This window comes from Pseudomonas sp. NBRC 111133, assembly GCF_001320605.1.
In the GTDB taxonomy this organism is placed as follows: Bacteria; Pseudomonadota; Gammaproteobacteria; order Pseudomonadales; family Pseudomonadaceae; genus Aquipseudomonas; species Aquipseudomonas monteilii.
Window position 1 is genome coordinate 1 of record NZ_BCBJ01000132.1, and the last position, 23,185, is coordinate 23,185.

General features: G+C 53.8%; 21 protein-coding genes. 9 read left to right on the plus strand and 12 right to left on the minus strand.

Features of this window, described 5'->3' with window-relative positions:
- Nucleotides 1-78: 78 nt before the first annotated feature.
- Nucleotides 79-1,104, minus strand: a complete 1,026-nt coding sequence (locus tag APH36_RS28020; protein WP_023383815.1) for a DNA-binding protein — start codon at nt 1,102-1,104, stop codon at nt 79-81.
- A gap of 962 nt (nt 1,105-2,066) precedes the next feature.
- Between APH36_RS28020 and APH36_RS32225 the strand changes: the two genes are divergently transcribed.
- The 4 genes from APH36_RS32225 to APH36_RS28040 all read left to right on the plus strand — a co-directional run bounded on the left by APH36_RS32225 (nt 2,067) and on the right by APH36_RS28040 (nt 6,421).
- Nucleotides 2,067-2,735 (plus strand): hypothetical protein, encoded by a 669-nt coding sequence (locus tag APH36_RS32225; RefSeq protein ID WP_023383816.1) that lies wholly within the window; start codon nt 2,067-2,069, stop codon nt 2,733-2,735.
- Nucleotides 2,732-3,883 (plus strand): tyrosine-type recombinase/integrase, encoded by a 1,152-nt coding sequence (locus tag APH36_RS28030; RefSeq protein ID WP_054893896.1) that lies wholly within the window; start codon nt 2,732-2,734, stop codon nt 3,881-3,883. The genes APH36_RS32225 and APH36_RS28030 overlap by 4 nt, the downstream gene beginning before the upstream one ends.
- A 382-nt stretch (nt 3,884-4,265) precedes the next feature.
- Nucleotides 4,266-5,387, plus strand: a complete 1,122-nt coding sequence (locus APH36_RS28035; protein WP_023383511.1) for a ParA family protein — start codon at nt 4,266-4,268, stop codon at nt 5,385-5,387.
- Nucleotides 5,384-6,421, plus strand: a complete 1,038-nt coding sequence (locus APH36_RS28040; RefSeq protein WP_023383512.1) for a ParB/RepB/Spo0J family partition protein — start codon at nt 5,384-5,386, stop codon at nt 6,419-6,421. Before APH36_RS28035 ends, APH36_RS28040 begins: the two co-directional genes overlap by 4 nt.
- A gap of 1,603 nt (nt 6,422-8,024) precedes the next feature.
- On the opposite strand, the gene APH36_RS28045 is transcribed toward APH36_RS28040, so the two are convergent.
- A complete protein-coding gene (locus tag APH36_RS28045) occupies nt 8,025-8,285 on the minus strand; it encodes a xenobiotic compound monooxygenase A subunit (RefSeq protein WP_023383513.1) in 261 nt (86 codons plus the stop codon).
- A 356-nt stretch (nt 8,286-8,641) separates the two neighbouring features.
- On the opposite strand from APH36_RS28045, the gene APH36_RS28050 reads away from it, so the two are divergent.
- Nucleotides 8,642-9,109, plus strand: coding sequence for a hypothetical protein (locus APH36_RS28050; protein ID WP_023383514.1), 468 nt, complete (start codon nt 8,642-8,644; stop codon nt 9,107-9,109).
- 1,770 nt (nt 9,110-10,879) lie between these two features.
- Nucleotides 10,880-12,343, plus strand: coding sequence for a RepB family plasmid replication initiator protein (locus APH36_RS28055; protein ID WP_175442762.1), 1,464 nt, complete (start codon nt 10,880-10,882; stop codon nt 12,341-12,343).
- Nucleotides 12,344-12,345: 2 nt separating this feature from the next.
- Here APH36_RS28055 and APH36_RS28060 read toward each other — a convergent pair whose 3' ends face one another.
- From APH36_RS28060 to APH36_RS28070, 3 genes are all read right to left on the minus strand, one after another.
- A complete protein-coding gene (locus tag APH36_RS28060) occupies nt 12,346-13,293 on the minus strand; it encodes a hypothetical protein (protein WP_023383516.1) in 948 nt (315 codons plus the stop codon).
- A 116-nt stretch (nt 13,294-13,409) separates the two neighbouring features.
- Complete coding sequence (locus tag APH36_RS28065) at nt 13,410-14,066, minus strand: hypothetical protein (RefSeq protein ID WP_023383517.1); 657 nt, start codon at nt 14,064-14,066, stop codon at nt 13,410-13,412.
- A 16-nt stretch (nt 14,067-14,082) separates the two neighbouring features.
- Nucleotides 14,083-14,898 (minus strand): HDOD domain-containing protein, encoded by an 816-nt coding sequence (locus APH36_RS28070; protein WP_054893895.1) that lies wholly within the window; start codon nt 14,896-14,898, stop codon nt 14,083-14,085.
- 305 nt (nt 14,899-15,203) lie between these two features.
- On the opposite strand from APH36_RS28070, the gene APH36_RS28075 reads away from it, so the two are divergent.
- Nucleotides 15,204-15,821: a hypothetical protein gene (locus tag APH36_RS28075; RefSeq protein ID WP_023383519.1), complete on the plus strand. Its 618-nt coding sequence runs from the start codon at nt 15,204-15,206 to the stop codon at nt 15,819-15,821.
- Between the two features lie 37 nt (nt 15,822-15,858).
- On the opposite strand, the gene APH36_RS28080 is transcribed toward APH36_RS28075, so the two are convergent.
- Nucleotides 15,859-16,182 (minus strand): hypothetical protein, encoded by a 324-nt coding sequence (locus tag APH36_RS28080; protein WP_023383520.1) that lies wholly within the window; start codon nt 16,180-16,182, stop codon nt 15,859-15,861.
- A 111-nt stretch (nt 16,183-16,293) separates the two neighbouring features.
- Here APH36_RS28080 and APH36_RS28085 point away from each other — a divergent pair, with 111 nt between their 5' ends.
- The gene (locus APH36_RS28085) at nt 16,294-16,662 is read left to right on the plus strand and encodes a histone-like nucleoid-structuring protein, MvaT/MvaU family (protein ID WP_023383521.1); all 369 of its coding nucleotides are present in this window, start codon (nt 16,294-16,296) and stop codon (nt 16,660-16,662) included.
- A gap of 83 nt (nt 16,663-16,745) precedes the next feature.
- Here APH36_RS28085 and APH36_RS28090 read toward each other — a convergent pair whose 3' ends face one another.
- The 6 genes from APH36_RS28090 to APH36_RS28105 all read right to left on the minus strand — a co-directional run bounded on the left by APH36_RS28090 (nt 16,746) and on the right by APH36_RS28105 (nt 21,417).
- Nucleotides 16,746-17,915, minus strand: coding sequence for a hypothetical protein (locus APH36_RS28090; RefSeq protein WP_023383522.1), 1,170 nt, complete (start codon nt 17,913-17,915; stop codon nt 16,746-16,748).
- 24 nt (nt 17,916-17,939) lie between these two features.
- Nucleotides 17,940-18,224: a hypothetical protein gene (locus tag APH36_RS28095; RefSeq protein WP_023383523.1), complete on the minus strand. Its 285-nt coding sequence runs from the start codon at nt 18,222-18,224 to the stop codon at nt 17,940-17,942.
- A gap of 167 nt (nt 18,225-18,391) precedes the next feature.
- On the minus strand, nt 18,392-18,676 hold the full coding sequence (locus APH36_RS31935) for a hypothetical protein (RefSeq protein WP_135001454.1): 285 nt from the start codon (nt 18,674-18,676) through the stop codon (nt 18,392-18,394).
- A 253-nt stretch (nt 18,677-18,929) separates the two neighbouring features.
- Complete coding sequence (locus tag APH36_RS31380; protein WP_082412236.1) at nt 18,930-19,475, minus strand: hypothetical protein; 546 nt, start codon at nt 19,473-19,475, stop codon at nt 18,930-18,932.
- A 91-nt stretch (nt 19,476-19,566) separates the two neighbouring features.
- Nucleotides 19,567-20,568: a lambda-exonuclease family protein gene (locus tag APH36_RS28100; protein ID WP_054893894.1), complete on the minus strand. Its 1,002-nt coding sequence runs from the start codon at nt 20,566-20,568 to the stop codon at nt 19,567-19,569.
- 210 nt (nt 20,569-20,778) lie between these two features.
- Nucleotides 20,779-21,417: a hypothetical protein gene (locus tag APH36_RS28105; RefSeq protein WP_023383562.1), complete on the minus strand. Its 639-nt coding sequence runs from the start codon at nt 21,415-21,417 to the stop codon at nt 20,779-20,781.
- Nucleotides 21,418-22,189: 772 nt separating this feature from the next.
- Between APH36_RS28105 and APH36_RS28115 the strand changes: the two genes are divergently transcribed.
- Nucleotides 22,190-22,507, plus strand: a complete 318-nt coding sequence (locus APH36_RS28115) for a hypothetical protein (protein ID WP_054893893.1) — start codon at nt 22,190-22,192, stop codon at nt 22,505-22,507.
- The last annotated feature ends 678 nt before the right edge of the window (nt 22,508-23,185 follow it).

Sequence of the window (23,185 nt, forward strand, 5' to 3'; positions counted from 1 at the left end):
CCCCTTATTAAACTACCACCCTTCATCCGAAAACCACAAGAAATACTTGACAAATTGACAAAATGTCAATTCAGCAAACTATTCATCCGTGCCAGAAGCTGCTGCTTTACCACCTCTAAAGCCTTCCAGCAGAGCGGCCTGCAGGGTTCTGTTCAGTTCACGCAGCTCCTTGTTCTGTGCTTCTAGGGCGCTCAGGTTCTGTTGGGTAACCTCCAGACGACCGCGGGTCTCAGCGGCATCGTCAGTGGCCTTCGAGCGCTGAATCCGCAGCTGGTCGATGAGCGTCAAAGCTTGCTGCAGCTCCTTGCCGACCTTCTCTGTTTTGCCTCTCTCTTCATCCCGAACCCTGGCGGTCTCCATCATCAGGTGGTTTTCGGTTCTCTCAAGGTGCTCCTCCGCGGCAATCCGCGCAGTCTCGGCCTTCGCACGTGCAGACTCAGTCGCATCGTTTGCTGATTGGAGCTGCTGCTGAAGGCGCTCAAGCTCTCCGCGATGCATGTCCTGGGCACGCTCAACTACGCCACTGTGCACATCCTGCAGGCGCTTGATTTCCTCACCATGAGCCTGACTTGCGGCAGTGAGTCTCTTGTTGAGATCTGCGACCTCAGCTTGAAGTTGCCGAATATAAGCACTCGACTGATCCAGCTGATCGGTCAACCGCTCCTTGTCCGCGATGAGGCCAGCGAGCTCTCTGCTCTGGGATTCAAGGCTAGCAGTAGCTGCCCGCTCATTGTCCTGCGCCGCCTTGGCGGCATCAACGGCAGCCGCTGTCGCCGTCTCAAGCGCTTTGCGCTCAACCGCATGAGTCTCCTCGGCCGCCTTTAGAGCGACATCCCAGATCTCATCAAGCTTTTCGCACACTGCGTTTGGAACACCAGGTCTTCGCAGCCTGGCGCTCAGAATAGGGCCGGTCTCACTCCAGAACCTTTTGATTTCCTCGTTCACCAGATTGGGCGAGGCTTTGAGGTCATGGTGAATGTATATGCACTCGCGAATTTCCGCCTGGCGAACCTCGCGACCCGCATCAAGCAGCTCTCTCGCGTAAAGGTGGACAAGATCTCTGGTGCTCAGCCTTTTGTCAGATGGGAGTCCGGTGTTGGCCATGAGGCGTATCCTTGGAGATAGGGTCGGGAGACTAGGAGCCGGCGACCTCGGCGAGGGGCCAGTACGTGCCTTGGCCGCTCCTCACAGGGAGGGGGCTGGCCTTAGAGGGGAGCATACACTCACGTCTCTAAAACAACAAATTCGTATTGGATATCATACGTAACGTATCCGAAAAATGAAAAACTCGTGAATATCTCCGATTATCACGAGTTTTTTCAAGCAAGAAAAAACGCCCCTTCAAAAGCCCATCGCTATCAGTAGCTGGCTTTTCAAAGAGGCGTTTTTGATTACTCGTTAACCCCTATGAACAAAGGGGTTCTGACAAATTTGCTTGCGCTGGAGATCAAGCATCAACGTCAGCCATAAATGCGAAGCCACGGCCAAAAATGCGAAAGCAAGGCAGCACCGGATCTGCGGGGCACCATAGCTGAAACGAACCATGGACACTTTTCAAACCCTAGCACAGAGCGGCCGCAACCCGATCATTGCCCGATCAGCTGCAGAAAACCTGCTGTATTGGCAAAGCCTCACTGATGCTCCTGGGTCAAACGCCCAGGCAAAACCGTCTTGTTGAGCAGTCTGGCGCCGGCGGTGATCCAGACGTCTGAGGCATGGCTGCCAACGGCGGGAAGTAATTCGTGAACTTGGAGGATGAACGCAACGGTCCAGGAATCAGTTCCGGAAACGTCCTCAGTATTACTTCCGAGGACAGAGCCCCACGGTACCTTGCTCATAAGCCGCGGCGACCACTGGGATGTACGGACCCCGAAGACGCTCCTACGTCGATTCTGATCAATTCGCAGGGGCTAACATCACCAGATTTCACACAGGAGCACGTAAAAAATCCATCTTCTGGGCTCATCTCAGGATTCAACGGGCGCAGCCAACCTGGCTCATCCAACTACTTGATTTCATCGTTAATGCCCCTAAAATCAGGGATTTCACAACAAAAGACTTGCGCTGTGGATCAAGCCAAAAATGCAAAGATTTCTCGTGGGCTGCTGCTCCTGCGCCCTGGGAAGCTGTCCCGAGATGACTTCAAGCAACTGATCCTACATAAGGGTTGGCGCATGGCTGATGTGGCATGCCGTTGGTCAATTCGTCCAGAGCACATGAGCCGCATCGCTGCCGACGAGGACAGGGACTTCAAATGGGACGACCTGGCCCGGGCTTTACCAACGCTGAGCCCAAACGAACAGGCTGCGGTGAAAGCAGCTCGCATGGTGCTGGCGCCACCAGCCAAACGGCAGCGCAAGATCACTCAGGTGCAAGATGCACCGATCGAGGTGCCAGTAGCGGTCGCAAGCTCTGCAGCTGCTGATAAGCCCTTCACTTGGAATCATGATGACGACGAAGATGACGAAGAGTTCGCAGGGGTCGCCACAGACGGCTATCGCTGGAGGCGCTACCTATCCCGCGGTGCCGAGCTGGTCGTCGACAGCGAGATCGACAACTTTGCGACGTTCGGGTCCATTCTGGTAGTGGTTGCAACACGGGAAGGTGTCGATTCGGCTGGAGGCGTACAGGAAGAGTACCAGTGCGAAGCACCATCAGGCTCGCAGCGATGGTTCGAGCCCGATGAGATTGACGACTGGCTTGTCTACAACGGCAAAACGCGAGACTTACGATGAACACGAACACTCCAGCCATACACAGAATTCCGTACCTCCAGGCCAAGTCAGAAGTTGCGCTGCTTGATCGCGAGCCTGTCGACGTCATTGACCAGGTCGATGTGATCCAGGCAGATAACGACATCGAAGCAGCTTGGATGTGGCTCCATGCCAAAGGAACGAACCCTAAGACTAAACGGGTTATGCGGAAGGAAGTGGAGCGGTTCATCCTCTGGGCATTGCACACCCTGGGTAAACAGCTCTCCCAAATAACTGTGATGGACATCACCCAGTACATCGGCTTTATGGCTGACCCACAGCCGGCTGAGGTTTGGGTATCGCATACAAAGCACAAGCGCTCTCATCCAGACTGGAGACCGTTCGCTGGACCACTTAGCAAAGCGTCGCAGCAGTACGCCCTGATCCAGATCGGCAGCATGTACAAGTGGATGATCCAGGGTGGACGCCTTAAAGCGAACCCAGTGTCGCTCGTGGCCAAGCCCCAAGTCGACGTCGACTTGACGATCAAACGGCTGCTTCCCGAGGCAGCCATAGGCTTGGCATTTGAGGCTATCGCAGCTACAAAAAGCCCACTCAAACGAGCTCGCGACCATTTCATGTTGAGCTTGTTCTACATGACCGGCGTGCGAACGTTCGAAGCGACCGGCGCTACCATGGGCAAAATCCGGCGATCAGCAAGCGGTACTCTGTGGTTGGAGGTGCTGGGCAAACGAAACAAGGTTAGAGATGTGCCGATATCCGAAGACCTCTATGAGGACTTGTTGCAGTATCGCCACGCGTTCGGGTTGTCACGTGAGGTGCCAGTGAAGGACACAACCCCCCTCCTCCTCGCCTCGAACTCAAAGCTCAAACGCGCGCATAACGACACCATTTTGAAAGCAGTCAAAGAGATCATGCATCGTGCTGCAGCCCTGGCAATAGAGCGCAGCCAGTTCGATTTGGCCGATCGACTTGAGGAGGCCTCAACGCACTGGCTCCGCCACTCGTGCTTCAGTCACCTTGCCAAAGCTACTGGTGACCTGGTGATGATCAAGGCTCTGGCTGGTCACAGCAAAATCGAAACCACCAGTCGTTACCTGCATACGGAGGACGACGCTTTGCATGCGGGTGTCGTTCAAACCCTAAGCACCCCTCGACTACACCGGTAAATATCTCCAGGCCTCAGTGTTGTTGAATCAGTGACGGTGGCTGCCAAGGCCACCCTTCGCTGATGGCCCGGCTGCTGTGAGGGATGAAGCATCGTCCGACCATTTTCGACGAACAACTCTCATACCTGCAGTGTACGTCCTCCGCATAGAGCCCTCTCCGTTACGACGGACATCTGAGCGCCCTACCCTCGATATTTTTGTCGCTAAATCAGTTAATTACCCAAAATCATCTGGTTGACAGCGTTTGAACCCAGACACTACCAGATGACAGATTTCAGTAAGTGTTCTATCTCTATCAGGTAGAAATGCGTTTTTTCTTGTCTGACCGTATGGATTCGTATGAAAATGCGGCCATCCTACCTACCTGACCTCGGTAAACCACATGACTTCAGCTGCTGCGCCACTCGATCAGTACATCTTCACTGATTTCACTCAGCTAACCTTCACCCCACAATTTGTGGCTGAACGCTTGATGATCAGCACGCAGACACTCAAAGCCATCGAGAAGGAACACGACCTCAACATCGCACGTGTCGCACGCGGATCCGTAGAGGTCAGGAGCTACACGCTAGCTGACATGTTCCTGATTGCGTCGATTCGTCGTGCAAATGGGAACACTAAAGGGTTTTCGAGACCAATCACCTGCTCGACTTACGTCCAAAAAGGTGGGACCGCGAAAACTACCACCACTTGCAATATCGGCATCGAGTTCGCTTTGGCAGGTTTCAAGACCCTGATCATTGACAACGATCCTCAAGCCGACGTGTCCAGCATGCTGGGCTATGACCCTGACCAGACTACCGAGGAGCTTGTAGAGCTTGGCCTTCCTGCTGACAGAGCAGTAGAGGGCCACCTCGGGAACCTGATCCGTCTCGGAAACTTCCCAGAAATGACCCTGGACCAAGTGATCAAAAAACCATTTGGCGAGCACGGCCCCCACCTCATCCCAGCTTACGATTCCTTGGACGATATGGACGTTGTGCTCCGTAACGCCCAGGGTGCCGACTTCCGGTACTCACTGTTCATCGAACGAGCTCGCAAAGGTCAGCTCCCTCACTGCGACTTATCAAGCTATGATGTGATCATCATGGATAACGCACCTTCTGGAACCATGCTATCCCGGAACAGCCTGGCCGCAGCTGATTTCCTGCTGTGCCCAATCCGTATGGACAAATTCTCCTTCCGTGCGCTATCTCGACTGGCCCACAAGATCAATGAAATGAGCACCGATTTCGGTCGGGCTCCAGAGATCGTTGCAGTTCCCACCATGTACATGCGCAACCGCCCCCGCCTACAAGCGAACCTCGCTCGCTTGTCCAGTTTGTTCCCAGGGAAGGTTACGGAACAACCGCTCTTCCACTCCGAGGACTACTCGAAAAGCCTGGAAGACGGCGTACCTCTTTCCCTCTGGAAACAAGGTGGTGAGAACTCTTTGGTCGCGTTCCGCAATGTGTTCGAGGAAATGGTTGGCCGAATCAAAACAGTCCTGGAGAAGGGTAAATGAGGAGTTCTAGCCCGATCGGCAAGCCTACTGTGATCGCGCCGGCGGAGGGTTCGTCTAGCATCCAGGGCGTACATGTTCCGAAGGTTATTCCGGAAGCTAACCTCCGGCCGATGAGCGAGGTGCTCAGTTCTTTGCACCTTGATGAAGAAAGGGACAGTTCAGCGGAGCCGCTGGAACGTGCACCGGTTTCTGATGCTGATCACGTTCACCAGCCGGGCTTGGATGACATTTTCTTGAGCGGCGAGCGCTTGCCAGGCGAGGCAAAGTTCTTGCAATTGACGCTCATACGCCGCGGGAAGTATCAGCCACGCCGCAAATTTGACCCCGAGAAACTCGGCCTTCTCGCGAACACGATTGAAGATAAAGGCCTCAACAACGCGATTATCGTTCGCCCTCTTGCTGACGGTACTTACGAGCTTATTGCTGGTGAGCGCCGGTTCCTGGCTCATGAGCTGCTCCGAAAAGCCTACATCTACGCGCTCATCCGGAATCTGTCGGATGCGGAAGCGGCGATCTTGTCCGTTACGGACAACGATGCCCGGGAAGACCTTACTGAATTCGAGCGTGGTGCAAGTTACAAGAAGCTTCTCGATGACAAGGTTGTACAGTCCCAGGCGGAGTTGTCCCGCCGTGTCGGTCGAAGCATGGCCACGATCAGCCGCTGCCTTGCTTATTTCAAGTTGCCTGAGGGTGTCATTTCACTGCTGGAAGAAGATCCTGACCTGATTGGTAACAGGGTTGTCTCCGATATGGTTGCTTTGGCTGACAAGGGACATATTGAAACCGTTCTGGCCGCCGCAAACCGTATTAAAGAAGGTGCATCCCAGGACAGCGCAATCAACTGGGCCAAAGGTGAGATTCGGCGCAAGACATCACCTCAGGCCCCTGTTCCTCCGCGGCAAATCGATTACAAGGAACGCACCCAGCTGGATGCCCGTATCGATGGGCGCAAGTTGATTCTCACTCCTCCCAAAGGCATTGATCCCGCAGAGGTCCTCGCATACATCGAGGAGATGCTCAAAACGCGTAGTTAAAATCCCTTCCGCCGCCGGTCCCTCCGGCGGCAAGGCGCCCTCGCCTTTCCTTTTTTAATCCACTGATATTGTTGAGTTTTTCGTAGTTTCACTGTGAAAAGCTCGGTCTCGGATCACATCACTTCTTGTCCTCCTGGCTATTTTTCACAGTGAAAAATAACGCCCCCTCCTAGGCGTTTCACTGTGAAAAACTAGCCCCTATTCCCATCTCAACTATGTAGCAGCTCCCTCCATCAGCGCTCACTACCAACTGCGCACTGTGCAGTGTTTACTATGCAGTGCACACCTCACACTGCTCACTGCTCACTGCGCACCGCATAGCCAGCTCATTTGCTGGATGAATGAAGTCACGCCGTCATGCTTTTCACTGTGAAACGCTCTAGCAGCCCTTCTCCTAGCCAAACCATTTCACAGTTCGACGCGCTCCCGCCGATTGCTGTAATGCGGGTCGTTTCACAGTGAAAAGGTAATCGGCTTCCACCTGCTCTCTTCCTTCTCCGAGTCGTGCCCAGAAGTCTCGTTCTGCTCCTGCGATCCAGACATCACCGGCGCAGCTGGCAAGTTGCCGAGCACCGACCCATCCCCACTTTTCACGGTGAAAAGTGCGCTCGGGCACTTGGACGGAACTCCTTACCAAGACGGGTGCTACCGGACATCTTCTAGGAGACTCAAGTTATGAGCAGCCGACTGCCGAGTTGAATAGCCAGCGTCCAGGAATGTGCATGTTGTGAATGCCCATAGATTTCCGCCTCCCTTTTCACGGTGAAAAGACTACGGGTTGCTGGTCTGGGGTAGTGCCTGCAGATCCAAAGGAAATGGACATGAGTGATCCGACTTTGCGCGCCTGGCTTCAATCTGGCATCGAGCTTTTCACGGTGAAAAGCCGCGGCCCCCTTCATATACGGACAGGTTCCGGGTTTCTATTTCACTGTGAAAAGCTTCACCTCGGTGAGGGAACTCATGGATTCAAAACGCAGCTCAGTACGTAAACAGGTATCGAACTGTCCTGGCTTAATCAGCTCCGTGGTGCAATTCGCGCCACTGGCGGCATTCCGACGTTTTCACAGTGAAAACCCGCGGGGTGGCACACCATTACGAGCGGTTACCGCGAACTGCTCTCCACCATGCCCAACGGTCATAGGGGATGCGAGGATCGACAGGGTTAACGGCAGTGCATTAAATCCGTGCCGGCTGCTGGATCAAGCTGTGCGTTTCACAGTGAAAACACTCACAACCAAGAGCCCAGATAACGGGCCAGCTTGTTAAGAACCTGCTGCTTTTGGGTTCATACAGCGAGGGTCCCGAGTCGATGGTCATGCCATTGAGCTGTGCCCCGCTGCACGCGGTGACCACCGCCGTTGCCCGTAGCGTACTGCCCCAGGCAACGGCGGAAAGAGGCGGATCACCGGCTACCTTTGATACCGGGGCGGGTTCGGTTTGAATCAAGGCCGGCGACATGATGACGACTCTCCGGCCAGGACCAGGCGAAGCGGCTTTAAGGCACGGTCAGGGCTGTTTTCTCGCGCAGCGTTCTGCCTTCGTATTTCTCGCGGAAGCGGATCCGGCCGGCGGCGCAATTCGGGGCAGCACGTACTCGACGAAATCATCGATGCCATGGGTATAAGTGAGTGGGCGCGATGTTGACGCTATCGGCGGGTTCCTCTTCGACCCAAGCCTCCATCTTGTCGCCCACGTCCTGACCGGTGCTGACGATGGCCAGGTGCTCCTGGGCCTTCCAAGCGATGCGCTTGCACAGCTGAAGAATGCTCAGGCCTTTTCGCTGGGCGGTCTCGTAGTACATCTGCGCGGTGCTGCGCAGCCCGACGATCTCCAGGTTCGATTCCGGTACCGGGCCGTCAATCAACTCGCGTGGTCATTTCACTGTGAAACGTAGGGATGAAACGAGCTCATAAATTAGCCATTTCACAGTGAAAATCAGGCCCCCGGTCATCAAGGACTTTAGGTGAAGTGCATAGATGAACCGCCCAATTGTTCTCGCCTGCCCAACGTAACCAGTACATAGACGGTGCGTATGCTTGGCCTGGCATGGGGTCCTCCTTTGATTTGTAGAGTAGAGGGCGTGGGGCAAGCAGATCAATCTGTTACCATAGGATTCAATAAAAGTACGTTTACGTGTTATGCGTCGAATACAAAACCATGTGCTGCATAACAGCAGTGCAAGCTATGGCGCATACGCCCCCAAAAGATCAGGAGAAACGCATGTCTATTGCACTGGTATTGAGCGAAGGCTCCGGAACCATCTTCGAGAACAAGAACCGCACATCTGATGCAGCACCCGTGATGATCGGCTATATGGAGTTCCCGCTGAACAAGGAGCGCAGCCATAAGCTGAAGCTTGAGGTAGCGGTCTGGCTCAAGCAGAAGAACGGCTCGAACGAGAAGTTCTACTCACTGTCAGTAGGCGGGATCAATGCCAGCCTGTTCAAGGAAGCTGACAAGAAGGAAAAAGGTCCCGACTACGCGGGTAGCTTCGGCTTCAACCACGAAATGCGCATTGCAGGCTGGCGCAAAGACGGCGTGGATGGTGGTGCACCATTCATCAGCCTTTCGGTTACACCAAAGGTTAGACCGGTGAGCCAGCCGTCGCCAGCAGCTGACGCTGCTGCGCATGCAAACCCAGCTCAGGATGGTCTAGTGGATACAGGTGATCCTCGGTTCCAATTCTGATAACCCCAGACCCCGCTTAGCGGGGTTTTTTTTTGCCTGTTCATTTCCGCAGGCAGCTTCGAAGTCGAATCACGAGGTACTGGCCCTTCATCTCAACGGCAATGGACCTCAGCTTACTACCCAGGCTTAACCGCTGTAGGAGGGTGACTTCCGCGAAGCGGTCGAAAGCTCAAACTCTGACTGCAATTGGGCCTTCACAGCGTCATTGGCGCTCTCTGCCATATGTGACCAGGCCGCCCACAACATACGGCCCACATAATCATGCAGCCCTTCATTACTGGTCTTGGGTACCGTGTAGGCAGGCACTGCCGGCGCGAGGCCAGTCAAGACTGCAACCGATCAAGACCAGGGCCATGCTGCCCATACCCATAGAGAGAGCGTGTTCTGCGCACCTGGTTACCGCCCGGGCTTTAGCTGCGTGCGGGCTCGCTCGGTCCGACTGCCATTTAGGAGGCCTTGCCAGGCCGAGCAGATACATTATTCCCGCCAATTAGGCCGGCAACACGGCTGTTCCCGATAAGGCCACGGGCACTCTGGCAATGGTGTCCTATTCCCCCGTTATCGCCCATGCTCGTTCCATCAGACGCAGCATGAGCCTGACATCTTGTTTCGTAGCCTGGTCGACTCGATCGCCCCCCTTTTTCTCTCTGTCATGGCTCAAGTGACCCAGGGCTCTTGATCGAGGTGACCTGCTGGGACCGCCTGCAGTGTTTTCACGTGAAAACCTCATGCCGCCAATTGTGCCATGGCTAGAGGTGGCGTCCTTCGTAGGCGCGGACCTCCCTGGACCTGGCTGTCTGATCACAGGGCGAAACAGCGAAATGTGCCATCTCTAGAGGCACGACAGATCGAAATTGCCCAAATGTGCCATGGTTAGTGGGCAAAATTGGGAAGCCGTCCGAAATGTGCCATCTCTAGATGAGGTAGGGGCAGTGGCCACCCAGCCAAATGTGCCACGCTTCGAGTGTCTCCCCATCAGTCTTATGCCACTTTTCACAGTGAAAACTATATCAACGATGCCGATCGCGGGCTTCGTTCAACTAGTTCAAACAGGTTGAGTCATTATGCGTCGTGGCAATCCACTATTAGGGGGGGCTAAGGGGGGAGTCGCACCTCCCTAGAACATCAATTGTGCCATCGTCAGGGGGAGGAGGGGTTCTGTAGGTGTCTGATAAGGCTGAAGAAACGAAATGTGCCATTGTTAGAGCACTGCTAAAGCAATTTCGGCAGATCGCTGCGTTCGTGTGCCACGAATCGTGCTGAAGAGTGCCATCGTTAGGGAGGGTGCCGATGCGAAATCGATCATCAGTAATGGCTGGAAAGCCCGTATTTACTGGGATTGGCCCAATTGTGCCATTGCTAGGAAGCCACAGGCCTACCAGTGGCACAATTCACGAGATCGCCTAGCGATGGCACAGTACGGGTCTAAAGGTGGCACATGTTTCTAAGGATGGCACCGGAGCCATCTACCGCCGGCACATTAGTCTCGGAGGATGGCACTGTTTCCCCTGGAGATGGCACAGAAAAATGGCTAGAGCCCTTGTGTATCAAGGGTTTGAGTGATTCACTAACAAAGCTTTAAAAAAGCAGTGAAAACAGAAACAAGCTGTTGTAGGTTTTTTGCTATCGCTTTTTTGAGTCAAAAGCGAAGGGCAAAAGCGGTACCTAGGGATGGCACAATTGGGCACTGACGTTGGAACCGTATTTTCGTTGACCAGAAGTCATACGTTCGAGTAATGTGCCACCACAGTCACCGATGGCACAATTCACATGGACTCAGAAACCCCCACACCGCGAGCTCCGAGAGCAAAGCGTACAGCCGGAGCGACAACGGATACCAGTCCAGCTAAACGCAAGAGGGCACCCAAGCTCCAGGTCGTTCGTGATGTAGAGCCATCCAAAGCCGTAGAGCTGAAAAAGGCAACCGAAGCCCTCTCGATGCGAAACGTCTCTGCCGCCAGTGACTTCACATTCCTTCAGCGAAAACTCTACAACACCCTCCTTCAATTCGCCCAGCAGCGGCCGAGAGAGGAGATGGTTCATGAGATCCCGATCAAACAGGTCGAGGACAACATTGGACACACCACGTCGAACAGCCGTGATTACCTCAAGAAGGTACTCGTGAGCATGTCTCAGACCCAGGTGGAGTTTGACTACAAGGGTGAAAGCCCTGGGCGCAAGAGCGAATGGGGCATCGCAAACCTGATCGCTGAAGCCTACATCTTGGAAGATGGCCAGACCCTTCGCTTTTCGTTCCCACCGGATCTGAAACGCCGGCTACTCGACCCAGCGATCTTCAACTTGATCGACTTGCGGATGCAGTACCACTTCTCCAGCTTCTCTGCTCTCACTCTGCACGAGATCACGTCTCGCTACCTCGGCTCACCCATGGGAGAGACGTACCGTGCACATTGGTCTGAGTGGAGCGTTGTGCTGTCAGGATCTGCTACGCCACATGCCGAATTTCGCGACTTCAACAAAATGCTGGGTCGCGCAATCGACCAGGTCAACAGCATTGAACGCAGATTCCGCATCTCACCGCACGTCACAAAGCTAAACCGGAAGATGGACAAGCTTTGGTTCAAGCTGGAGACACTGATTCAGCCTGGCCTAGACCTTGGACCATCACCAGAGCTGGTTAGCCAGGACGTGTCAAAGCGCCTTAAAGCACTGTCCTTGAGTCAAAAAGATATCGATGAGCTTGGCATGACTCACGATGAAGAGTACCTGCTTGCGCAAGCTGACTACACCGAGGCACAGATGCGCAAGGAAGGGGCTAACGTTGCAAGTCCAGCGGCATATTTCAAGGCTGCAGTAGCCAACAACTACGCCAAGGCGCCAACTCAACAGAAGGCCGCGGAACCAGGCAGGGGCAAAAAGCCAGCCGCCTCTAAAACCGGTGAGAAGTCGAAGCCGGCGCAGGCGCCATCGCAAGCGCCGAAAGCAGCACCATCGAACCAAATGGCAGACCTGCTGGAGCAGTGGGGAGCAGCTCAGCGTGAAGCTATTCGCGCCCAGTTCATGGAACTGTCGGACGAGCAGAAGAAAGAGCTTGCGGAGAAATATGAGACCGAGCTGCGCAAAGACGATCTGGCCTACTCGCAATACCGGTCGAAGGGTTTGAACACGATGGTGATCAATTGCTTGGTAGCGATCCAGTTCCAGGAGCGTTTCCCTGAGACCCCAAGCTCGGAAACACTCCTGCAATTCTTGCTGGGTGGAGCGAAGATCTAAAGCTATCTGTGGCCGTTCGAGGACGGCTGCGGGGCTATCTGTGCGGTGCGCTGGACAATGTTCAACAGCGTATCAGCGGAGAGGAAAGGGGAGTTCTTCAGCATCTGCTCAATGAGCAGAGTCACCACGCCAAAGCAGTCGCCTGGCCCGATAGGCACCGATCGAGGTGGCCGGCCTTTCGTATTCACTGAGAGAAAAACCTTCCCGGGCTGATTCTCGATCGTGAACCACTTTTCGTTTTGTGCACCATGCCCTTTCCCATCAAACTTTGTCTGCATTTGCATGAAGGTCGCCAGCACGCCAGGCAGCTCGCGTCCAGATAGCTGAATGCTGATCTTGTCAGACCAGTTGAATCTCTTGGATGCGGTCGACTCCGCGGCTTCGATCCTAATCGTGTGCTCACCGCCCCTGGTCATATCGGACTGGAAGCAAACGGCGACCTTTCCGCCGTACACGTGCCGAGTAACAAAGGTCTTCTCGCCTGCAGGCTCGCAGGCATTGTCGGAAGTGACAGGCTCCTCGGCAGCCTCAATATCCGCAGCTTCGATCAGCACCTCTGGTTCCAGGGATGCACTGTGCTGCGAATGAGCGTTCCGGTAGATTTCGCACAGAGACTGACCAACATCTGAGTCTACGTAACCACCATTGGCCCATTGTTTGAGATCTTGAGAGAACTGCGGGCCCTCGGATTTCCCAATGCTGATCAGCACTGGGAGGGATGGTTGTGGGAGCTTGGCCTGGAGGATGCGCTCGGTACACCCTGGTAGAATCGTGAAGAAAACTCCACGAAGATAGTGCAGGGCTGAGTTGTCGCCGGCTTTTGCCCGATCGATCGCGTCGGTGAGGTCATCACCCTCTGATTTGTAAACCTCATCGAGCACTTCGATGTCGGGTGCAGGAATTCGCAAACTAGAGAGCTTGGCAGATGCAGACTGGGCATCGAAACGCATAAAGAAGAACCCTTGGCTCAGTAAAATACCGTTCGTAGCCTTACGGATACTAGCAATAGGGTCTTTTCTTATCAATACGTGTTATATCCCATTTGGGAATAACTACGCAAAAGATACTACAGGATGTCTATATCCAGGGCTTTGTTTAGCTCGTCTTCAATGTCGACGGAGCAGCCATCCAGCTGGAAATCAGATTTCGCCAGTACGCCCAACGCCATCATGATCACTGGGGTTCCGAGATCAATACGCTTTGCTACGATCCTGATAGCAGCAAGATCGCGGAGGGAGGGCTTAGGGCGACCTGTGCGCCACGAGTTGAGCGTCTCATACGGCACATCGATTTTCTCGGCGGCCTCCTTCAGGTCTTCTGACCAAGTGGCTGCGATCAGTTCATCCAGAATGAAAATCGGGGATGAGGCGACGTCTGCCTTCGTGACCTCTTCGAAATAGGCCGCGGTCTCATGGCTCTGGCTGACAGCTTTCGAATTGAACACCGCTGACTGCTGAATCAGACAGTAGTCCGACCAGCGAAAAACGTCCGCCATCTGCAGAACTCGGAACCCCGAGCAATGAAGAAATGCAGCAATAAGGTCGATTCGTTTTCGATCCAGTACGTCATGGAGGGGGCGCGGTTTGGCTTTTGACTCATCCCCAAAACAACTGGCCAGCGTGTCTGCGGTGAAACCACAGGCCTTGCTAGCCTCTTGGAAGGGGAGCGATAGCAGTTCAGATCTATCGATTATGGCCTGATATAGGCGGAGCCCTGGGTTCACTACAAATCCTTCTCTCTTAACCGATCATCAGCACTGATTCAGACACACGTTGTCGGCAGCTATCCAACAAATCATGAGAGAGGCCAAGAGATTTTGCTATCTCTGGGTCCACCCAGTCTGCGAGTGATGATCTATCCAACCCCATAACCACGCCATAAGCATAGGTCGAGGATACTGATAGCAATTGGCCAAGGATATCGGGTAGGGGGGATCTATTGGAATACGTGAGCAACGCTTTTTGGATTGGGGTCGGGAATTTCCAGCGCTTCAGCAGCTCTGCTCCAACCTCAGCATTGTCAAATCCAAGCTGCGCCTGCTCGACAGGACGCCGGCCGACAAGATCGAATGCATCAACGGATTGAACTACAGTGCAGGCTTCATCGGGCATTACCAGGTGAATGAGTAGAGCGCCTATGCCTTGCATCAAACCCGTAGTGAAAGCGATATCCCGTTCTGCACCTATGCTCTCCGCCAGGGCAGATGCCATGAACGCAGTATGCAAACCCATTTTCCAGTAGGTCGGCATATCAATGCCTGGTGCGTCCGGCAGCGCCTTCAGTAGGCCAGTCGTGATAATGGTGGTACGGAAGTTGTGTATGCCAATTGTAGATATGGCATCTTCGAGACGGGAGACAGTTCCGCTGCGTCCGAAATAAGCAGAGTTGGCCGTGCGTAGTACTTTTGCGGCGAGAGCCTGGTCAAGGCTCACTGCTTTCACAATGCTGGACAACGGCACTGAGAGATCCCTAGACATCGCTAGTAGCTCCATAACCACCGAAGAGATCGTGGGTAAGGCTGCGGGATTCTTGAATATTTTTGCTAGGGCTTTCATAAAAAGTCTCAGTGAAATTTTGAGCCATCTATCCGTAGGTAGAAATTCAAATTGTAACGTCTTGAACAGGCACGGTCATTAATGATTCAAGAATTGGAAACCTGCGCCGATAGTGTCAAATGGCCAAAAAAAAGTAATTTCAGCAATCCGTAACGCGGAGATGTACGTCACCTGTATTGATTAAATTTTGATAGTATTTTTCGTTATTGGTTCGTGATTTCATCTTACACACGCATGTGACACATCCCCTGAGGCAAGGCAGTTAGGCGAAAAGCCTCAACAGCACACTCTTTCAGGAGACCCACATGATTTCGTACCCACAACATAATCAAGCGCAAACTCGTTCCCTGCTGATTTCCGGACTGTTCCCCAATGGGGAGCCGTTCGCGGAAGAGGTCCAAGCCGATTCTTCCTACGTAGCCCAGATCAAGGTGCTCGCCCAGTGTCGCTATAGCGATCTGGGTGGTGACCTGGATGTCACCGGGCTGACAGATGCTGCCACTGGGTCATCTGTACAGGACTCGCTACTGTCGGCCAAGCAGGACCTCCTCAGCGAAGTAGAGGCTGTCGAGTATGTGATTCACACCGTTCAAAATTCCCTCAATAATGGCCGCACGTTTTCAGCTGGTTCCACCAGCGAGTTGCGCGCTTACGTTGAGTTCTTCGACCTCATCCTATCCGAGGCCCCTCATGCGTTTGACGGGCTATGCTCCGGCGATCGGGTGGCAGATGATGAGGAAATCACCCTTGATTTCGAAGATTCCAGTTCCGCTGAGTTTGCGCTCGTGCCGGCAGATGCTTTGCTGACGCTGGCCACCTTGGCGCTGGGGGAGGGGAGGGCTGTTGCCGCTTATCAGGTACTGACGATGGCGAGCATCACCCGTGTTGCATTGAGCAAGGCCTGCATTCGGGCCTTGGTGTAAAAAAGACCTTCTGGATACCCTCCAGAAGGTCTTTTTTTTACCACTGCATTTTCAGTTGGTGTAGCTCACTGATGCGCGCATGCAACTGGTCCTGGAAGTGAGCTACCTGGCCTCTCAGAAGCACCCAAATGCTCGTAAAGCAGTCACCCTCTACCCAGCCTGCCCTTGCTGGATCAACGATGCAGCTGATGGTGCCGGTGAGGTCGGATGCAATGAAGCTCAACCAAGTCTCCCCCTCAATGAGTGCGCTCTTGGGTGGCTCTGAAATCAAGTAGACGCCCTCGAAGTTACGGCCGGCAAGCAGTGTTGCAATGTGGTGGTGGCGGCCGCTTTCTGCGTACTCATCAGCGTTGCAAATCATGGAATTTCCGTCGACTCAGTAGAAAAAGAACAGCACCTAGGGTATAGTAATTTTTATGCAAATTAGTTATAGATACTTGTTTGCTGAATTGTACACCAATGAGGATTACGCATGAGCAAGTTGGCTGAATTTCGTGCTGCAGAGAAAGCACTGCAAGAGCAACTTTCTGCTTTGGAAGCGCTGAAAAATGATTCAGGGCTGCAACGTGAGATTGAGTTCGAAGAAAAGCTCAAAAGCCTGATGGAAGAGTACGGCGCGAATTTGGGCAAGGTCATCGCCATACTTGACCCGGCTTCAAGTCTGCGCAAAATCAATGCACGGCCAGAAGCCGATCGTCAGCAACGTAAGCCACGTGAGGTCAAGGTCTATAAAAATCCCCACACCGGTGAGACTATCGAGACCAAAGGCGGCAATCACCGCCAGCTGAAAGAGTGGAAAACTCAGTATGGTGGTGACGTCGTCGAATCCTGGAAAAGCTAAGCCCCATTAGCTCTTCACAAAACCGGCTTCTGCAGCCGGTTTTTTTTCGTCCAAAAAAAACCCGCATAGATGCGGGTTCTTATTTAAGTGCGCTCTGCTTGAAGCCGCTGCTCTACAGCTTTTCTCATGCGCATTTCGTAGTCGATCCGCTGCTCATAACGAGCCAGGGCCGTTGCATCGGGTTTGGTCTCGTTGTTGCGCCACCGGTAGATCGTCATTTTGGTCACCCCAAGTATGGTGGCCATGTCTTCGTCTTTCTCGGTATCGATGGCGAGGCGAGTCATCCATTCAGCCAAGATGACGTTCATGTCCCGGTCGAAACGCAAAAGGCGTTCTCTCCGGTGCGGCTCCTCTGCCAGAAGACCCCGAGCCTTTTCCATTACCTCCGTGGGCACCGACGCAGTCCGGCCATAGATGTAGGAGGAGAGTCGAGGGAGACCGATGCCCAGGGCAAAGGCGTAGTCTTGATTGCGTAGGCCCAGGTCAGAGCCGATCTTCACCAGTTCTTGCTGATCAACCGAAAGCTCGGCCCGGCTTCCGCCGCGGGGACGCTTCACACCAGCATCAGCTGGCTTGGATCGCGATGAAGTGTCCGTATCGTTTTCTTGGTCGTCCGTAGGCTGAGGTTGTACAAGGCGTACCATTGGATCTTGATCCATGGCATAGATGCCGGAACTGGCCACTGTTTGTTCTCCGTTGATCACCCGTTTAAGTGCTGCGGCCATTTTAATGGTGGCAGCTTCTGTATCGATATCTCGATCGTGGTCTACTTCTACCTGGTCGGCTAGACCGACTTGCTCCAGTTCCTCACCCTTCTCTTGCATGTCCTCGATGGAGCGATGATTGATCATCAGCTTCTGGCGATCTCGCAGGACTTCTCGGCTGACGTTGTGCGCCACAGCGTACACAACCGCATAGACGGCATCCTGATCTTCAATCTTAGCCAGCATAGAGCCGAAGAAGACTTCCAGCGTCCTTTGCAGGACCTCTTCAAAGTCGCTGAGTTCGCACTTGTTTTGACGGAGCTTGACCCTGCAGATTTTGCGAACGCGCTCATCGCGATCCATCTCGAAGGCCAGACGGTTCACAAACTTGCGTGAGCGGTCCACATTCGAGATGTAAGTCCCGCACAGCTTTTCAAAGGTCGAGGGGGGGCCGGATGGCTCGGAGGGGGGGAGTGACTCGATGTCGGTGTCTTGCACAAGCCCTGAAGCAGTCTCTTGCTCCAGGGCATCAATCTTTTCTACTGCCATAAAGGGCTCGTTGATTTATCCAACCTACGCAGCCACGGTATCCACAGATCGGTCCAGTTGAGGGAGAGCGACACTCCTGAATTGCGCCAGCGAACTGGACACATCGAGGAGGACATTGATGCCGGCGGCCAAGATCTCAGTCTTGATCTCAGGGTAGGCACTCATCGCGTGCTCGATCCGCTCACCTACTTTTCGGATCTGGTCCGCTTGGCTTAGATCATCCACCCCGAACACTGTGCTGGGGTTCTGACCAGGTTCCACACCAAGGGCGTCCAGGCCGATTTCGATTGGGGAGTACTCGTGGATCATGAAGCATTACCTCTGGTAGCGACCGCATATGGCCGCTTTTATTGATTATACGTACGTGACAGAGAACGTCAATCAAATCCATAACGCGTAAGTGGAAGACTGGTCCGTTTCAAATCGTTGTACTGTGCATTACGCAGGCATGTGATTGGTGATGCAGGGGCGAGTGATCAGATGCAGGTAGCCTGGATTGCCCGCTCGAAGCCGGACAATGCCGCGTGAACCTCAGTCATATCTGATGCAAATGTTGACGCGATAACGACGCCAGCCAGAAGAATTTCAGTCTTGGCTTCTGGGAAGTCTGTCATTGCTTTGAGCATGCACTTGGATGCGCATTTGTTAGAGCAGCTTTTATTGAATCGTGGGCAGTGCGGTTTGCCATCGGTTGAGAGGCAACCCAGCGACGAAAGACCGATTTCCGTAGCTCCCTGGTATGTGTCAAAGCTGAAAGACATGCTGTGTCCCTAATTCCTATCTAGTCCGTTGATTGGCGATGCGGGACAAATTATAGGGACGTGTTGTTATGAGGGTCAACAAATCGGCGCCAGAAAAGTTCCCTAAAAAGTGCGGTTTAATGCGTGCAAAATTTGGTCTGCACGATTTTTCGTATGCAAAAATGCAGCTCAGGCCTTGGGTGGGTGAAGTGTAATCTATTTGATGAATAAAAAAACCAGCGCCTTAAATAAGGCGCTGGTTTATGTGATGCAGTTAAAGAAAGACGTCTCCATCAGGAACAATGAGAATGTCTTCTAACGTGTCTACTATGCGGGTTTGATCTTCGAACAGGTCGCCCATGGATCCAATAGTAGGAGCTACATTTTCCGGGATCAGTTGCTTGACCCTTTTGGCTACGAGTGCACATTGCACGGGTTTTGGCCGCTGTTTACTGGTGGGTGGACTGATGCCGTTTCCTTGAGGAAGATTCTTGAGATGTGCATCGTTTCTTCTTTTAGGTGGGTGCGGAATGTCGCTAAGGTCATACGCCTTCGGCGTATCCCGCTTGCCTTTAGTCTGTCCTGTACGTTCGTGGTCGTATGTCCGTTTTGGTTTAAATGAAGCATTGTCACTTTTGGTATGAATAACCGGCCAATATGTGAAGCTTCCTGTTTTCCACCAAGCAATCACTGGTACACATATAACAAACGTCAATGTGAATAGCGCTAGCTTATGCGATGCACCCGTAGCCGCCACCAACGCGGTGTAGATACAAACTACTACAAGCCACGCGGATACATGCCTATTGATACGTTTCATTTGGTCTCCCAGGTTCGCTTTATGAGAGGGGATGCCGCACACGCCTGTGCAAAACAGGCAAAAAAAACCCCCGTTTCCGGGGGGTGTAGCGTTAGAAGATGAACTCCTTCCTCAAGGTTTGTACCGCTGGTTTAGGTGCTGGCTGTCCAGTTTGCACGGTGGGGGATACCGATTGAGGCAAAGTCGCCGCCGGCAAGTTAGGCATCGTCAGGGGTGCATTGAACTGATCACGAACAGTCACATGTTCTACAGAGGGTTTCCTGTAGACATCGATTTGGCTTTCAGTCAGGTCTACGCCGTGTGCTTTGAGCAAGGCGCGCCAGTCGACAGATCCTTTACGTGTGGAAAGGTGAACAGAGACACCTTCACTTTCATGTCGCTTGCGGCCTGGCGGCATCTGAGAGAGCAGCACAGCTCGGGCTGCTTCCTCTCGCGCTGTGGCTTCCTGAAATTGCCGGTTTGACAGCCGCCAGGCGGCCGCTGCGGCTTCCCATTCATCTGTACTCCATTTGCCTGTTTGGAGCCGGTGCCAGAAGTCGAGCTCGCCTTTAAGTATTTGATCGATCCGCTTCTGGTTACGCGGGACTTTGAGCAGCACGCCTTTAGACCCATCGAATGAGTAGTAGTGGGCGAAGCTGGCTTCAGCAACAAAGATCTGGTGCTGAACCTGGTCCACATACTCCGGTGGGACGATTCCTTTGAGAGCAAGCCCATGAGCTGTATCCCCTGGACATTTGATCTCGACCGGTATCCCCAGAAAGGGATTGAACCCGTCTAGCGATGCCCTGATAAATGGGATCGAGTCACTCTCGGCAATGATGGGCGTAACCGTGGTACCGGTGTGCTTTTCATAAGCCGCCCTAGCTATGGGTTCCAGCTGATGACCCCTGGCTCGAATACGATCGACGTAGGGGTTTGGCGGCGGGGGAGGCCCGATGCCCAGGCGGAGTCTGAAAAGCTCATATGAACTGCGGAATTTTGACGTGCCCATGATCTGGGGCGCCTCGCTAGCTCCGATTCCCTCACGACGCCATGCAAACCAAGCAGCGGAGTTTTGCTGAGCAGCTGGACCCGTGATGATGCGCATTGCCATATCGCAATCTCCTCTAAAAGTGACCTGCACCGGAACAGTGGAAGGCCTGATAACGGGAGATGCGTAACGTTCTTGCAGAAACTAGATGCCTTGGACTGGCGTCAGTGAGAGGGGGATTTAAGTAAGGAAGGTCTGAGGAGAAGGGACTGGAGCAATGGTGCTAACCTTGAAGACCGGCTGCTAGGCAGCCGGTAGCGTACAACAGCGGTGTTACTCGCCGATCCTCATCGTGCGGGGAAGGCCCAGCATGGCGTTCTGCATACGGAGATCATTCAGCGAGATCGAGGGGTCTGAAGTCGCTGCAGCTGAACTGGCGCAACCCCGGCCGGTTAAGCAAACCGTGTGAATCACCAGGTTCGTCCCCGCGAGCTTGTCGACGTTCTGGCCGCTGGTGGTCTGTGCTGCATCGGATGCTGCGGTTAGGCCTGAGGCGACGTTGTTCCCAACCATCCCAGAGTCGGTGCAATTGTTCAGCAGTGAGCAGGTCGCGAGGGATACAGCCAGAGAGGCACCCGTGGCAACAGCATTGCCCACTGCTGTGTGAGCTTCCTTGTACTGTGAGGCTGGGCCCGCATAGACCTCGCTGATTGTGTACGTGACCTTGGCATCACCCGCAGTCTGGTTGTAGCCAGCTTTCTTGAGAGCGTCATTCACATACGCTGTCATGTCACCAAGGGCGGCGTCCTCGGTCACGGCCTTGACAGGCACACCCTCTACCAGGCGCCCGTTGATCTGTGCTGCTTGAACGCGCACCGGGCCTTTCTCAACGGTGATTGGCTTCGCTGCACAACCAGGTAAGGCGATGATGACGCAGGTGGCAGCTAATGCCGCGATTGCTTTATGGATCACGTGAGCCTCAGGGGGTTGAATAACATGTAACTATAATACTGATGGGTGGCCATGGAGGCTAGTGGCAAAATGCTCATGCAGATGGGGCCGGGGCTGCCGGCGGCGCAAATAGCCATCTGCGTTAGTTGCGAATCGCTGCACCGCTAGTCGTCTCAACGAGCTGCAGGAGGGGGATCGGCTAAAATTTCTGGTAGTGCGGAGAGGTAGAGTAGGCCATGAACAATAACGTCTTCCACAGCGCCACCATCAGGGGTCAGCTTTTCGAGGCCTCAATGATTTACGAAGGCCCCTGGATTTCATTAATCACCCCACGGTCGGCCGTCCATGATGGTGTGCACCTCGGGGTGTGCAACATCGTTCAGTTCGATCCTACTAGCTATAGGTGCCATGGGTTTGGGTGGTACATCGTCAAATATCGCAGTGAAGCTCGGGTATTTCTCAGGGGGTTCACTATTGACGATGCCCGTGCCTTATCGGATGAGTTCGGGATCAAGTTGCTGGACCACGGGGGCTGGGACAGTCGAACGCTTTTTTATCGCAGCAAGGCTTGGGAGGGATTGAGAGCCTGGGTGAGATCGCATCCGAGAATTGCGAAGCGTTATGCAGCTGGTACTAACCCTTACCTTTCAGATTGGTATCTCAGAGCTACTAGCGAAGAAATGGTGCCATTGCCGCTAGGGTAGAGCCAAGATGGTAGTGGCGTGTGCGATCCTCATCTCGTGGCCCCGGCTCCCAGCCGCTCGCCCCCTCACATGTTTTTACCGAGGTTGCAATGGACAAATCGGAAATGAGCAGGCTTTTGGAGCTTCAAGTGCAAGAGAAGCTGAGGGATGGCTATTCAATAACCACCTATGCGATGGACGCAGCTGGTCGGGATCGTGTGAGGTGTGGGATTAAGACCAAAGGTCATTCCCTTCCCAACGAGAATCATGCGGCGGAGGACTGGCAGGAGTACATCGGTAAACTGGAGACGGGGGCGTACAAATCGGTAGTGAGGACAAAAGTGATCGAGACGGGCGACTCTCCAAACATCGATCAGTCTGCCGGCGGCAGTGGTACGGTGGGTCTGTGGAAGGCCCGACGTCACTGAGACAGTGGAGGCTAATACGCCTCTAGACGTAAGGGCTAACAAAGGCGCCCGCGGCGAAAAAAAACTGGGCCTTTGATATACAAAGAGCCCAGTCCTGGTAACCACAGCTGCCGCGGCGCTGTAGGTGGAGAATCCACCGTTACCAAGACTGAGCTCACCTCTTTATCGCCATTAGGATAGTCGACAGCAGTACGACGTCCTGCTTGGCTAGCTTGCGAATCCCCACCAGTTGCACCTGGCTGCTATGTGAAGGACATACGTCCGGGGAAGTCATTTGCGCTGCTCACGTAGTGGTGAGCGACCTGAGGGATAACCGCTTCGACCTAATCGTCCAGCTGTGTTGTCAGTTCCTGGGAGAAGCCCGGACTCGACTATTGTCTGATCTCAAAACTGGCGGTGCATCACCGAGTCGAGAACACAGAGGCAAACACAGGGGATGCATTAGGGAGCGGAGATATCAGGCGGTATGTGGGTAGTGCGCTAACCCGTTACCGTGTTGCTGACTACAAAGGAGGCTTCGCGACCTCGGACCTGACTGGCTTCTCCAGTGGGAGTATCCGTTAACTTTGCCTCAGGTAATGTTCAACATGGGCTGATAAACACCATTTCTATAATCGAGTAGGAGGCGGTTTCACAACCGCCGTCCTCTCACACCACCGTACGTACGGTTCCGTATAC